Raw genomic sequence first — 12,928 nt, forward strand, 5'->3', positions numbered from 1 at the left:
CTCCCCACGCGCTCCGGACCGGGCCCCGGGTGGTGTACGCGGCGCTCACACGGCCTCCTTCGACCGCGCGTTCTCCCCCGTGAGGTGCAGGAACACCTCGTCGAGCGTCGGACGGCGCAGGGCGATGTCCTCCGCCTGTATGCCGGCCGACTCCAGGGCGCGGACGACCCCGGTGAGCGCCGCCATGCGGTCCGTCACCGGGGCGCTGAGCAGCCGCCGGTCGGCGTCCACGGACACCTCGCCCCCGGTCGCGGGCAGCAGGGCCCTGGCCGCGGCGAGTTGCCCGGCGTCGCGCAGGACGACGTCGATGCGGTCGCCGCCCGTCCGGGCCTTGAGTTCGTCCGCCGTGCCGTCGGCGATCACCCTTCCGTGGTCGACGACCGAGATGCGGTCGGCGAGCTGGTCGGCCTCCTCCAGGTACTGGGTGGTGAGCAGGACCGTCGTGCCGCCGTCGGCCAGGGAGCGGACCGAGGCCCACACCTCGGCGCGGCCGCGGGGGTCGAGCCCGGTCGTCGGCTCGTCGAGGAAGAGCACCTCGGGGTCGGTGACGAGGGACGCGGCGAGGTCGAGGCGGCGGCGCATGCCGCCGCTGTAGCGGCCGACCGCCTTGCGTCCGGTGTCCGCGAGGCCGAAGCGCGCGAGGAGTTCGTCGGCGCGTTCGCGCGCCCGCCGGGCGCCGAGGTGGTGGAGCCGGGCGAACATCTCCAGGTTCTGGCGGCCGCCGAGCTGCTCGTCGAGGGCCGCGTGCTGCCCGAGCAGGCCGATGCGGAACCGCACCTGCGGGGCCTCGGTCACCACGTCGTACCCGGCCACCTCGACGCGGCCGCGGTCCGGCCGGAGCAGGGTGGACAGGATCCTGACCAGCGTCGTCTTGCCCGCGCCGTTCGGGCCGAGCACCCCGTGCACGGTGCCGCGCGCGACCGTCAGGTCGAGCCCGTCCAGCGCCGGTCTGCCGCGGTACCCCTTGTACGCCCCTTCGACGGCGATCGCTGTGCCTGTCACGGCGGCTCCTCTGCTGTGGTCGGCTAGTCAAACTTGACTACCGGCGCAAAGTAACGCTCGCGGAGTCCACCGGTCAAATGACTTCAGCGGGCGTCGCCGGGATGCGGCTCGCCCGTCGCGTACGGGTTCTCCTCGCCCTCCGTGAGCACGCCCACGAACGGCTCGCCCTCCCCGGCGAAGGTGTACGCGCCGCCCTCGATCCGCTCGACGAGCCCCGAGGTCCACGCGGCGTCCGAGTCGGCCGTGTGCACCCAGAGGTTCATGATCTCGCCGATGTGGCCGAGCTGGGCGGGGCCGTCCTCGGGGACGTAGTGCTCGGTGACGGCGGACCGCCACTCCCCGATCCTGCGGATCCGCTCGCGCAGCAGATCCAACGCCTCGTCCCGGCGCAGGTCGACGATGAAGCCGATGGCCGCGGACTGGATGTCCATCTTCTGGTCGTAGGCCACCAGCGACTCGTGCAGCAGACGCAGGAACTCCTTCGTCCCCTCGTCCGTGATCTCGTACTCGGTGCGGGGCGGGCCGCCGGCCGTCGACGGGGCGACCTCGTGGGCGTGCAGCAGTCCCTGCTTCGCCATCTGCTTCAGGGCGTGGTAGATCGAGCCGGGCTTGGCGTTGGACCACTCGTGCGCGCCCCAGTACTCCAGGTCGTTGCGCACCTGGTAGCCGTGGGCCCGCCCGTGCTGGCGGACGGCGCCCAGGACCAGGAGACGGATCGCTGACATGCGGTCCAGGTTAGGCGGACCGGCGCGGGGGCCCGCACGCGCCCCGCGCCCGTTCGTGTCCGTCCCTCGTCCGGTCAGCCCGCGGGGTTGCGGCGGGCACCCCGGCGGCCCTCGCCGCCGGACGCCGTACGCCGTCCCGAGCCGCGGCTCCCCGTACCGGAACCGGTGCCGCCGGCCGCGCCGGCCGCACCCCGGCGGTCGGACCCCCGGCCGCCGGAAACCCCCGCAGCGCCGGAGGCGCCGCGCGGGGAAGCCGCCCGGCGGACGCCACCGGCCGCCGCCGTCCCGGCCGTGGACCGGCGCTCCCCGGACCGGCCGGTCGTCCCGGTGGCGGCACCCGTCGGCGCCGCTCCGGTCCCGCCGCCACTGCGGCGCCGGCGGGCGGGCCGCCCGCCGTTCCCGGTGCCGCTCCTGCCGTCCTCGCGGGACGCCTTCGGTGCGGCCGCCGGCTGGGGCACCTCGATGGTGACGGCGATGCCGGACGGCTCACGCGCGCCCGTGAGGGTGCTCAGCTCCTCGGCACCCGAGGTGATGCGGGCCGTCCGGGGCCGGATGCCGGCGTCCGACATCAGCCGCGTGACGTCCCGCTTCTGCTCGGGCAGGACCAGCGTGACCACCCGGCCGGAACCGCCGGCGCGTGCCGTGCGGCCGCCGCGGTGGAGGTAGTCCTTGTGGTCGGTGGGCGGATCGACGTTGACGACCAGGTCGAGGTCGTCGACGTGTATGCCGCGGGCCGCGACGTTCGTGGCGACCAGCGCCGTCACGTGGCCGCTCTTGAACTGCTCCAGGGTGCGGTTGCGCTGCGGCTGGGAGCGGCCGCCGTGCAGGGCCGCCGCGCGGACGCCGACGGCCAGCAGCCGCTTGGCGAGCCGGTCGGCGGACCGCTTGGTGTCGAGGAAGAGGATCACCCGGCCGTCGCGGGCCGCGATGCGCGTGGTGACGGCCTTCTTGTCGGTCTCGTCCAGCACGTGGAGCACGTGGTGCTCCATGGTGGTCACCGCACCCGCGGACGGGTCCACGGAGTGCACCACGGGGTCGGTCAGGAACCGCTGCACCAGGCGGTCGATGTTGCCGTCCAGGGTGGCCGAGAACAGCATCCGCTGCCCGTCGGGTCGCACGCGCTCGATCAGCCGGGTGATCTGCGGCATGAAGCCCATGTCGGTCATCTGGTCGGCCTCGTCCAGCACCGTGATGCCGACGCTGCCGAGCACGCAGTCGCCGTGTTCCACCAGGTCGTTGAGCCGGCCGGGGGTGGCCACGAGCACCTCGACGCCGCGCCGGAGCGTGGCGGCCTGCTTGGCCATGGACAGCCCGCCGACCACGGTGGCCATGCGGAGGTTCACCGCCGTCGCGTACGGCGTCAGCGCGTCCGTCACCTGCTGGGCGAGTTCACGCGTGGGCACCAGCACGAGGGCCAGCGGTGCCTTCGGCTCGGCGCGCAGGCCTGCCGTACGGGCCAGCAGCGCCAGCCCGAAGGCGAGGGTCTTGCCGGAGCCGGTGCGGCCGCGCCCCAGCAGGTCCCGGCCGGCGAGCGAGTTGGGCAGCGTCGCGGCCTGGATGGGGAACGGGGTCGTCACACCCTGCGCGGCGAGGGTCTTCAGCAGCCCCGCGGGCATGTCGAGAGCCGCGAAGTCCTCGACGGCGGGAAGTGCGGGCGTCGTGCTTTCCGGCAGCCGGAATTCCCTCGGCGCCGATGCGGCCGGTCCGGGCGACGACACGCGCCGATTCGATTTCTGGGGCCTGCGGGGCATGCGGTTGTTGCCTTCCTGGAACAGCGCAAACCGGGGTCCGCACCATGACGGTGCGGACCCCGGTGAGCGGGTACGCGTCCGGCGGTCAGGCGGGGACGATGTTCTCCGCCTGCGGGCCCTTCTGGCCCTGCGTGACGTCGAAGCTGACCCGCTGGCCCTCGAGGAGCTCACGGAAGCCCTGGGACTGGATGTTCGAGTAGTGGGCGAAGACGTCGGGGCCGCCGCCGTCCTGCTCGATGAAGCCGAAACCCTTTTCGGCGTTGAACCACTTCACGGTTCCCTGTGCCATGACATTCTCCTTCTGTAGGCAGAGGGCCCATCCGGAGAAGCCGGTAGAACAAATAATGCGCCTGCGGGAGAAGAATTCCGTCAGGCGCACATAGGTCATATGGGTACCACAACTGCAATGCCCAAACCCTAGCACAGGCCGCCCCGGAACGACGGCCGGGGCCACGGCGGCCACCGTCGGTCACGGCCCCCGCACAGGGCAGCGCGAAGCTCCGCCCTTCGGTGACCGGCAGGCCCGGCACGGCGGACACCCGGCCGCGTGCACGCGCACGAGTGCCTCGGCAGGCCCTCGCCCGCTCATCCGCGCCTCGTCGTGTCGAGGCACCTCAGGGCCGCCATGCTCGCGCGGCCGGACGGTCCTCGCGGAGTGCGCCGGCACGTCTTCTCCGGCGCGGAGGCGTGCCGCAGCAGCGCCTCGCCGGACCGCGGCAGGCGTCCGGCTCCGTCGAAGGCCCGTGCCACGCGGCGCGCGACCGGCGCGGCCGCCGCATCTGTGCCCACCGCGGCCGGGGCCCGCCAGCGCTGACGGTGCCGAGCGCCGTCCCGTCGGCGGCACCGGGGACGCCTCCCGTGCGGCGCCCCCGGTGAGGCGGGGCCCCGGCCGGCTGCCTGGGCCGGCCGGGACCCCGTGTCGTCAGCGCAGCAGCTTCACCGCCGCGACCACCAGGGGGTCCAGGCCGTCCGCTCCGGAGTCGACGAAGTCGAACAGCCGGGTGCGCATGCGCGGGTCCCAGAACCTGCCGATGTGCCCGGCGACGGCCTCGGCCGCCCGGTCACCCGGCAGGTGGACGAGGTTGGCCGCGATGTCGTTGGCCATCCGGCGCTCCGCCGGCACTGCGTCCGCCATCTCAGTCCACCACCGTCAGCAACCGGTCGCGGTCCTGGCCACGGTCCGCTTCCCCGCCCTCGGCCCGCCGCGGGCGGGCGAGCCCCACCTGGACGGCGGTCACCTTGTACTCCGGGCAGTTGGTCGCCCAGTCCGAGTTCTCCGTGGTCACCACGTTGGCCCCGGTCACCGGGTGGTGGAACGTGGTGTAGACGACCCCGGGCGGCATGCGGTCGGAGATCTCGGCCTTCAGCGTCGTCTCCCCCACCCGGCTCGCCAGGGTCACGGTGTCGCCGTCCACGATGCCGCGGACCTCCGCGTCGTGGGGATGCAGCTCCAGCACGTCCTCGGGGTGCCAGGCGACGTTGCCGGTGCGGCGGGTCTGCGCACCGACGTTGTACTGGCTGAGGATGCGTCCCGTGGTCAGGATCAGCGGGAAGCGCCGGGTGCTGCGCTCGGCGGTCGGCACGAAGGTGGTGACGACGAACCGGCCCTTGCCCCGCACGAACTCGTCCACGTGCATGATGGGCGTGCCCTCGGGGGCCTCCTCGTTGCAGGGCCACTGGACGCTGCCCAGCTTGTCCAGCAGCTGGAAGGAGACACCGGTGAAGGTCGGCGTGACCTGGGCGATCTCGTCCATGATCTGACCGGGGTGGTCGTACGCCATGGGGTGGCCCATGGCGGTGGCGATCTCGGAGACGATCTGCCACTCGTGCTTGCCGGTCTTCGGCTTCATCACCGCGCGCACCCGGTTGATGCGGCGCTCGGCGTTGGTGAAGGTGCCGTCCTTCTCCAGGAAGGACGCGCCGGGCAGGAAGACGTGCGCGAACTTCGCCGTCTCGTTGAGGAACAGGTCCTGCACGACGACCAGTTCCATGGCCGCCAGCGCGGCGGTGACGTGCTTGAGATTGGGGTCGGACTGGGCGATGTCCTCGCCGTGCACGAACAGGCCGCGGAACGTCCCGTCGATGGCGGCGTCGAACATGTTCGGGATGCGCAGCCCGGGCTCGGCGAGGATCGTGCCGCCCCAGAGGTTCTCGAAGACGGTGCGTACGGCGTCGTCGGAGACGTGCCGGTAGCCGGGCAGCTCGTGCGGGAACGAGCCCATGTCGCAGGAGCCCTGCACGTTGTTCTGGCCGCGCAGCGGGTTGACCCCGACGCCGTCGCGGCCGATGTTGCCGCAGGCCATCGCGAGGTTGGCCATGCCCATCACCATGGTGGAGCCCTGGCTGTGCTCGGTGACACCGAGGCCGTAGTAGATCGCGCCGTTCGGGGCCTGGGCGTACAGCCGGGCCGCCGCGCGCAGTTCCGCGGCCGGCACGCCGGTGAGCTCCTCGGTGGCCTCCGGGCTGTTCTCGGGGCGGGCGATGAACTCGGCCCACTCGTCGAAGTCCTCGCACCGCTCGTCCACGAAGGCCCGGTCGGCCAGCCCCTCGGTGACCACCACGTGCGCCATGGCGTTCACGACGGCCACGTTGGTGCTGGGCCGCAGCTGGAGGTGGTGCTCGGCCTGGACGTGCGGGGAGCGCACCAGGTCGATGCGGCGCGGGTCGACGACGATGAGCTTGGCGCCCTCGCGCAGCCGGCGCTTCATCCGCGAGGCGAACACCGGGTGCCCGTCGGTGGGGTTGGCCCCGATCACCATGATGACGTCGGCCTCGGCCACGGACCGGAAGTCCTGGGTGCCGGCCGACTCGCCGAAGGTCTGCTTCAGCCCGTATCCCGTCGGGGAGTGGCAGACCCGGGCGCAGGTGTCGACGTTGTTGTTGCCGAAGGCGGCGCGCACCATCTTCTGGACGACGTACACCTCTTCGTTGGTGCACCGCGAGGAGGTGATGGCGCCGATCGCGCCCGAGCCGTAGGTCTGCTGGAGTTCGCGCATCCGGCGCGCGACGGTGCCGATGGCCTCGTCCCACTCGACCTCTCGCCACGGGTCGGTGATCTTCTCGCGCACCATGGGCCTCAGCACCCGGTCGGGGTGCGAGGCGTAGCCGAAGGCGAAGCGGCCCTTCACGCAGGAGTGGCCCTCGTTGGCGCCGCCGTCCTTGTAGGGCACCATCCGCACCAGCTCGTCGCCGCGCAGCTCGGCCTTGAAGGAGCAGCCGACGCCGCAGTACGCGCAGGTGGTGACCACCGAGCGGGTCGGCATGCCGAGTTCGACGACCGACTTCTCCTGGAGCGTGGAGGTCGGGCAGGCCTGCACGCAGGCCCCGCAGGAGACGCACTCGGAGTCCATGAAGCTCTCGCCCGCGCCGGCCGAGACCTTGGAGTCGAAGCCGCGTCCCTCGATGGTCAGCGCGAAGGTGCCCTGGACCTCGCCGCAGGCGCGGACGCAGCGGGAGCAGGCGATGCACTTGGACGCGTCGAAGTCGAAGTACGGGTTGGAGGTGTCCTTGGGGGCGTCGAGGTGGTTCTCGCCCTCGTAGCCGTACCGGACCTGCCGCAGCCCGACCACGCCGGCCATGTCCTGCAGTTCGCAGTCGCCGTTGGCCGGGCAGGTGAGGCAGTCCAGCGGGTGGTCGGAGATGTAGAGCTCCATGACGCCCTGGCGGAGCTTCTCCACCTTCGGTGTCTGGGTGCGCACCTGCATGCCCTCGGCCACCGGCGTGGTGCAGGAGGCGGGGGTGCCGCGGCGGCCGTCGATCTCCACCACGCACAGCCGGCAGGAGCCGAAGGGCTCCAGGCTGTCGGTGGCGCAGAGCTTGGGGATGTCGATGCCGGCCTGCGCGGCGGCGCGCATCACCGACGTGCCCTCGGGCACGGTCACCGGCATCCCGTCCACTTCCACCGAGACCGTCGCCGCGCCGGGCCTCTCCGGAGTACCGAAGTCGGGTTCCTTGAGCAGTGTCATGCCGTGCCCTCCGTCCTGCCTCCATGGGCGTGCGTACGTGGGATCGCCCGGCCGGGGTCGCGGGCGAGGAAGTCGTCGGGGAAGTGCGCGATGGCGCTGCGCACGGGCATCGGGGTGAGCCCGCCCATCGCGCACAGGGAGCCGTCGGTCATCAGCTCGCACAGGTCCTCGAGCAGGGCCAGGTTCTCGTCCCGCTGCTGACCGGCCACGATCTTGTCGATCACCTCGACGCCGCGGACCGAGCCCACCCGGCAGGGCGTGCACTTGCCGCAGGACTCCTCGGCGCAGAACTCCATCGCGAACCGGGCCTGGGCGGCCATGTCGACGCTCTCGTCGAAGACGACGACGCCGCCGTGGCCCAGCATGGCGCCCGCCTCGGCGAACGCCTCGTACTCCATCGGCAGGTCGAACATCGACGTCGGCAGGTAGGCGCCGAGCGGCCCGCCGACCTGCACGGTGCGGACCGGGCGTCCGGAGAAGGTGCCGCCGCCGTACTCCTCGACCAGTTCGCGCAGCGTGATGCCGAAGGCGGTCTCCACGATGCCGCCGCGCGCGACGTTGCCGCCGAGCTGGAACACCTGGGTGCCGCGGGAGCGTTCGACGCCGAGTTCCTGGTACGCCTTGGCGCCCTCGGCGAGGATGACCGGCACGGTGGCGAGGGTGAGGACGTTGTTGACGACCGTCGGCTTGCCGAACAGGCCCTCGATCGCGGGGATCGGCGGCTTGGCGCGGACGGTGCCGCGCTTGCCCTCCAGGCTCTCCAGCATGGAGGTCTCCTCGCCGCAGATGTACGCTCCGGCGCCGACCCGGACGTGCAGGTCGAAGTCGAGCGGGGAGCCGAGGACGCCCTTGCCGAGCCAGCCCTGCTCGCGCGCGATGTCGATCGCCGCGCGCATCGTGGCCACCGCGTCCGGGTACTCGGAGCGGATGTAGAGGTAGCCCTCGCTCGCGCCGACGGCGTGCGCGGCGATCGTCATGCCCTCGATGAGCATGAAGGGGTCGCCCTCCATGACCATGCGGTCGGCGAAGGTGCCGCTGTCGCCCTCGTCGGCGTTGCAGCAGACGAACTTGAGTTCGTCCACGCAGTCCATCACGGTCTTCCACTTGATGCCGGCCGGGAAGCCGGCGCCGCCGCGGCCGCGCAGTCCGGAGTCGGTGACCTCGGTGACGACGTCGGCGGGGGCCATGCCGAGGGCGGTGCGCAGGCCGGCCAGGCCGCCGTGGCGCAGGTAGTCCTCGGGCGAGAGGGGGTCGGTCACCCCGATGCGGGAGAAGGTGACCCGGGTCTGCCGGGCCAGCCAGGGAAGTTCGTCGACGACGCCGAGGCGCAGCGGGTGCTCGGCGCCCTCGAGGAGGCCCGCGTCCAGCAGTCCCTCGACGTCCTCGGGGGCGACCGGCCCGTAGCCGACGCGGCCGGCCGGGGTGACCACCTCGACCAGCGGCTCCAGCCACAGCATGCCGCGGGAGCCGTTGCGCACCACCTCGACGGGCGCCCCCCGCTCCGCCGCGGCGCGCCGCAGCGCGTCCGCCACCTCGTCCGCGCCGACCGATCTGGCCGCCGAGTCGCGCGGTACGTAGACCGTCACCGCGGTGTCGGAAGAGTCCTTCGTCATGCCACCGTCCCCTTGAGGATGGAGCCCAACCGGGCCGTGTCCACTCGTCCGTACAACCGGCCGTCGACCTCGACCGCGGGCCCCAGGGCGCAGTTGCCGAGGCAGAAGACCTGCTCGACGGTGACCGCGCCGTCCGGGGTCGTCTCCCCCAGCGCCATTCCGGCCTCCCGCGCGTAGCCCACCAGCGCGTCGGACCCGAGGGACTGGCACGCCTCGGCCCGGCAGATGCGCACCGTGGTGCGTCCCGCCGGCTCGCGGCGGAAGTCGTGGTAGAAGGTCACCACTCCGTGGATGTCCGCCCGGGAGAGGTTGAACTCGTCGGCGAGCACGGGTATCGCCTCTTTCGGTACACACCCCAACTCGGCCTGCAGGGCGTGCAGTACCGGCAGCAGCGCACCTCGCTGATCCCGGTGGTCAGCAACAACCGTCCGGACCACCTCTTCGACCGTCATGTCACTCCCGCCGATCGTCATTGACCACTCCGCCTTCGTCAGGTCAGGGAGTTCCAGCGCGGGATCGTCACAGAGCCGCTTCGCCTTCCCGACGGTGCCGGCCGTACACGGCGACGATACCGCATACAAACTTCTGCATACAGAATCCTGCGGCCTGGACTTTCCCCGACTCCCGGCAGCCGGTCGGCAGCCGGGCACACCATGCCGCGGTACAAGGCATGTTGCATACCAAAACCTGTATACTGAATCGTCCCGCCGCCCGCGACCCTCTCGGCGGCCCCGAGTCCAGAGCCGTCGGCCCGCGGGCTCGGTGGCAGAACGGGGGAACCATGCGCGAGGCCCTGACGGCCGCGGCGACCCGCCGGGTCGCCCGCCCCGCCCCACTGCGCGAGGCCGTGTACGACGCCATCGTCGAACTCATCATCAGCGGGTCCCTCACGCCCGGTCAGCACCTGGTGGAGGCCGAACTCGCGGAGCACCTCGGGGTGTCCCGCCAGCCGGTGCGCGAAGCCCTGCAGCGTCTGCAGACCGACGGCTGGGTCGACCTGCGTCCCGCCCAGGGCGCCTTCGTCCACTCCCCCACCGAGGAGGAGGCCGCCCAACTGCTCGGCGTCCGCTCGGTGCTGGAGACCTACTCGGCACGCCTCGCCGCCGAGAACGCCAAGCCCGAGGACGTCGAACGCCTCTGGGAGCTGCAGCAGGACGGGGTGGGGGCGCTCGCCGCGGGCGACGTGGAACGCCTGGTCACGGCCAACACGGCGCTGCACTCCTTCATCACGTCCATCGCCGCCAACGCCGTGCTGGCGGAGCTGATCTCGCAGGTGAGCCGGAAGGTGCGGTGGTACTACACCCCCATCGCCAAGCCCCGCGGCAAGGACGCCTGGAACGAGCACGCCCAGCTGATCAGGGCCATCGCCAAGGGCGACGCCGAACGCGCCGGCGAGATCATGCGCAAGCACACCGAACGCACCGGCGACTATCGCAAGGCGGTCGCGGCGGGGGCGACGGCACTGAGCTGAGCCGCCCCGGCCGGCGCCGAGGGGGCCGATTCCGCGGCCGCCACCGACGGGTGGACGGCCTCGACGCCCACGGCGTCCCGCAGTGCGAGCAGCCACGGCAGGACCGTGCGCAGCACGACGTCGTGCCCCGCGCCGTCCTCCCCGAGCATCGCGTCGGCGGGGACGAGGACGGGGTCGGCGAGCACCGTCGAGGTGGCGCTGCCGTGCGGCCCCGTACCGTCCGGCCGGGCGGGGACGAAGAGGTCGGGCGCGTGCGCGGGCACCAGCCACAGGGTCAGCCCGTCCGGGGCGGAAAGCGGCAGTGACGACCAGACGTAGCTGTCGGCCTCCCCCGCCGCGACCACCTCGTGCTTGCGGGCGCGCAGGGCGACCACCTCGCCCGAGCGGGTCGCGCTCGCGGTCCCGGCACCGGCCGCGCCGGACGCCCCGTCCGCCAGGGCGAGGCTGCTCAGGTGGCGCCCGGCGGCTATCTCACCGCGCACCCAGGGGCTTCCGCACGCCTCGATCACGGCGACCGCCGCGTAGTGCGACTGGAGCACGGCCGCGGTCACCGGGCAGCTCGCGGCGATCCGCGCGACGACGTCGGCGGCCTCGGCCGGGCCCCGGCCACCGCCGCCCAGGCCGGCGGAGACGGTCAGGCCGAGCAGCCCCGCCTCGCCCAGGGCGGTCACCGCGCCGCGCGGGAACCTGCCCTCCCTGCCGGTCCGTTCGGCGCGGGGTGCGATGACGTCGCTCAGGACACGGGAGAAGGCGTTGCGGTACGACACGAGGTGACCCCCTCGGGAACGGTTGCTGATCTGCCGTCAGGCAGCGGACGTGGGCACGACGACGGACGGGGCGGCCGGGAACGCGGGTACGCGTTCGCCGGCCACCCCGCCGGCGTGCGCGCGGACCAGCCGCCGGGAGCAGCCGTCCCGCGTCTCCCGGCAGGTTGCCGTCCGCCGGTCCGCGCGCAGGTCCTGGACGGGGCGTCGGTGCCCCGGGGGCTCAGGGCCGCGGGTCGATCTCCCGCAGCAGCCCCGTCGTGACGTCGAAGACAAAGCCCCGGACGTCGTCGGTGTGGAGCAGGAACGGGGAGGTGCGCACCCGTTGCATCGACTGCCGGACGTCCTGGTCGACGTCCTGGAAGGCCTCCACCGCCCACGCGGGGCGCTGGCCGACCTCCATCTCCAGTTCGTGCCGGAAGTCCTCGGTGAGGGTCTGCAGACCGCAGCCGGTGTGGTGGATCAGTATCACGCTGCGGGTCTTCAGGGCGCGCTGGCTGATGGTCAGCGACCGGATGGTGTCGTCGGTGACCACGCCGCCGGCGTTGCGGATGGTGTGGCAGTCGCCCAGTTCCAGGCCGAGGGCGGCGTGCAGGTCGATCCGGGCGTCCATGCAGGCCACCACGGCCACCTGGAGCACGGGCCGGGCACCCATGCCCGGGTCGGTGAACCCCGCGGCGTACTTGCGGTTGGACTCCACCAGGCGGTCGATGACCGTCTCCTCGCCCGGGGCGCCGCCGCCGGGCTGTGCGGAACCGTACGTTGACGTCGACATGACTCCGGTGCGCTCCTTTTCTGGTGCGGCCCCCACGTGTTCCGATCATCCACGTGAACGGCCGGTTCGGGGTGGACCACGGCGGTCGCCGCCGCCCCCGTCTCCTCCCGCCGGTCGATAGACGGGGTGAATCAACGCAGGCCGGACCCGAGGGCACAGCGGCCCCGGTACGGCGGCGGGGTCCGTCGCGCCGACGGGCCGTGCTCGGGGCGCCGCCCGTACGGCGGCGGCTCGCAGCGCCGGGTGTTGTCGGTGGCGGCCGGACGGCGCGTGTGGTCCGCGGTCATGGTCAGATCACTCCTTGTGCCTTGAGCGTCGGCAACTCGTCCTCTCGGAGACCGAGTTCGCCGGTGTAGATGTCGTGGTTGTGTTCGCCGAGGAGGGGTGAGCGGTGGATGGTGGTGGGTGAGTCGGAGAGTTTGAGGGGGTTTCCGACGGTGGTGTAGGTGCCGCGTTCGGGGTGGGGGACCTCGACGACGATGTCGTTGGCCTTGAGGCTCTCGTCTTCGATGATCTCCTTGGTGGAGAGGATGGGCCCGCATGGGATGTTGTGGATGTTGAGCTGTTCGAGGACCTGCCATTTGGGCAGGGTGGTGGTCCATTCCTCGATGAGCTGGAACATCTTGGCGAGTTTCGGCAGCCGGGCTTCGGGGGTGGCCCATTCGGGGTCGTCGGCGAGTTCGGGGTGGCCGATGAGTTGGGCCAGGGGTTGCCAGCCGACGGGCTGCACGATCACGTAGACGTAGTCGTTGGGGCCGCCGGGTGCACATTTGACGGCCCAGCCGGGTTGTCCGCCGCCGGAGGCGTTGCCGGAGCGGGGGACTTCGTCGGTGAAGTCCTCGTTGGGGTATTCGGCCAGGGG

13 protein-coding genes are annotated in these 12,928 nt (G+C 72.4%); 1 reads left to right on the forward strand and 12 read right to left on the reverse strand.

Annotation, left to right across the window (positions count from 1 at the left end):
• Positions 1-45: 45 nt before the first annotated feature.
• The 8 genes from ACZ7MY_RS40440 to ACZ7MY_RS40475 all read right to left on the reverse strand — a co-directional run bounded on the left by ACZ7MY_RS40440 (position 46) and on the right by ACZ7MY_RS40475 (position 9,508).
• The gene (locus ACZ7MY_RS40440) at positions 46-1,002 is read right to left on the reverse strand and encodes an ATP-binding cassette domain-containing protein (protein ID WP_499610704.1); all 957 of its coding nucleotides are present in this window, start codon (positions 1,000-1,002) and stop codon (positions 46-48) included.
• 83 nt (positions 1,003-1,085) lie between these two features.
• Positions 1,086-1,727 carry a PadR family transcriptional regulator gene (locus ACZ7MY_RS40445; RefSeq protein WP_499610707.1) on the reverse strand — a complete coding sequence of 214 codons (642 nt, stop codon included), beginning with the start codon at positions 1,725-1,727 and terminating at the stop codon, positions 1,086-1,088.
• Positions 1,728-1,801: 74 nt separating this feature from the next.
• Positions 1,802-3,478 (reverse strand): DEAD/DEAH box helicase, encoded by a 1,677-nt coding sequence (locus tag ACZ7MY_RS40450; RefSeq protein ID WP_499610709.1) that lies wholly within the window; start codon positions 3,476-3,478, stop codon positions 1,802-1,804.
• 85 nt (positions 3,479-3,563) lie between these two features.
• Complete coding sequence (locus ACZ7MY_RS40455; RefSeq protein WP_499610711.1) at positions 3,564-3,767, reverse strand: cold-shock protein; 204 nt, start codon at positions 3,765-3,767, stop codon at positions 3,564-3,566.
• Positions 3,768-4,400: 633 nt separating this feature from the next.
• Positions 4,401-4,613: a formate dehydrogenase subunit delta gene (locus tag ACZ7MY_RS40460; protein ID WP_499610713.1), complete on the reverse strand. Its 213-nt coding sequence runs from the start codon at positions 4,611-4,613 to the stop codon at positions 4,401-4,403.
• A gap of 1 nt (position 4,614) precedes the next feature.
• Positions 4,615-7,443 (reverse strand): formate dehydrogenase subunit alpha, encoded by a 2,829-nt coding sequence (fdhF, locus tag ACZ7MY_RS40465; protein ID WP_499610716.1) that lies wholly within the window; start codon positions 7,441-7,443, stop codon positions 4,615-4,617.
• The gene (locus ACZ7MY_RS40470; RefSeq protein ID WP_499610718.1) at positions 7,440-9,056 is read right to left on the reverse strand and encodes a formate dehydrogenase beta subunit; all 1,617 of its coding nucleotides are present in this window, start codon (positions 9,054-9,056) and stop codon (positions 7,440-7,442) included. Before ACZ7MY_RS40470 ends, fdhF begins: the two co-directional genes overlap by 4 nt.
• Entirely contained in the window at positions 9,053-9,508 is a 456-nt protein-coding gene (locus ACZ7MY_RS40475; protein WP_499610720.1) for a formate dehydrogenase subunit gamma, read from the reverse strand. The genes ACZ7MY_RS40470 and ACZ7MY_RS40475 overlap by 4 nt, the downstream gene beginning before the upstream one ends.
• A 329-nt stretch (positions 9,509-9,837) precedes the next feature.
• Between ACZ7MY_RS40475 and ACZ7MY_RS40480 the strand changes: the two genes are divergently transcribed.
• Positions 9,838-10,527 (forward strand): GntR family transcriptional regulator, encoded by a 690-nt coding sequence (locus ACZ7MY_RS40480; RefSeq protein ID WP_499610723.1) that lies wholly within the window; start codon positions 9,838-9,840, stop codon positions 10,525-10,527.
• On the opposite strand, the gene ACZ7MY_RS40485 is transcribed toward ACZ7MY_RS40480, so the two are convergent.
• The 4 genes from ACZ7MY_RS40485 to ACZ7MY_RS40500 form a co-directional block, all read right to left on the reverse strand.
• Positions 10,485-11,294, reverse strand: a complete 810-nt coding sequence (locus ACZ7MY_RS40485; protein ID WP_499610725.1) for an acyl-CoA dehydrogenase family protein — start codon at positions 11,292-11,294, stop codon at positions 10,485-10,487. The genes ACZ7MY_RS40480 and ACZ7MY_RS40485 overlap by 43 nt on opposite strands.
• A gap of 220 nt (positions 11,295-11,514) precedes the next feature.
• A complete protein-coding gene (locus ACZ7MY_RS40490; protein ID WP_499610727.1) occupies positions 11,515-12,066 on the reverse strand; it encodes a beta-class carbonic anhydrase in 552 nt (183 codons plus the stop codon).
• 131 nt (positions 12,067-12,197) lie between these two features.
• Positions 12,198-12,353, reverse strand: coding sequence for a hypothetical protein (locus ACZ7MY_RS40495; protein WP_499610730.1), 156 nt, complete (start codon positions 12,351-12,353; stop codon positions 12,198-12,200).
• Positions 12,354-12,355: 2 nt separating this feature from the next.
• The coding region (locus ACZ7MY_RS40500) for a CoA transferase (RefSeq protein WP_499610733.1) at positions 12,356-12,928 on the reverse strand (573 nt) is incomplete at its 5' end.

Source organism: Streptomyces sp. NPDC111520, assembly GCF_055635295.1.

Bases quoted from the DNA above. Each gene is read 5' to 3' on its own strand.
- ACZ7MY_RS40490 (WP_499610727.1), bottom strand. From the start codon at position 12,066: ATGTCGACGTCAACGTACGGTTCCGCACAGCCCGGCGGCGGCGCCCCG.
- ACZ7MY_RS40450 (WP_499610709.1), bottom strand. From the start codon at position 3,478: ATGCCCCGCAGGCCCCAGAAATCGAATCGGCGCGTGTCGTCGCCCGGA.
- ACZ7MY_RS40445 (WP_499610707.1), bottom strand. From the start codon at position 1,727: ATGTCAGCGATCCGTCTCCTGGTCCTGGGCGCCGTCCGCCAGCACGGG.
- ACZ7MY_RS40495 (WP_499610730.1), bottom strand. From the start codon at position 12,353: ATGACCGCGGACCACACGCGCCGTCCGGCCGCCACCGACAACACCCGG.
- ACZ7MY_RS40455 (WP_499610711.1), bottom strand. From the start codon at position 3,767: ATGGCACAGGGAACCGTGAAGTGGTTCAACGCCGAAAAGGGTTTCGGC.
- ACZ7MY_RS40470 (WP_499610718.1), bottom strand. From the start codon at position 9,056: ATGACGAAGGACTCTTCCGACACCGCGGTGACGGTCTACGTACCGCGC.
- ACZ7MY_RS40460 (WP_499610713.1), bottom strand. From the start codon at position 4,613: ATGGCGGACGCAGTGCCGGCGGAGCGCCGGATGGCCAACGACATCGCG.
- ACZ7MY_RS40475 (WP_499610720.1), bottom strand. From the start codon at position 9,508: ATGACGGTCGAAGAGGTGGTCCGGACGGTTGTTGCTGACCACCGGGAT.
- ACZ7MY_RS40480 (WP_499610723.1), top strand. From the start codon at position 9,838: ATGCGCGAGGCCCTGACGGCCGCGGCGACCCGCCGGGTCGCCCGCCCC.
- fdhF (WP_499610716.1), bottom strand. From the start codon at position 7,443: ATGACACTGCTCAAGGAACCCGACTTCGGTACTCCGGAGAGGCCCGGC.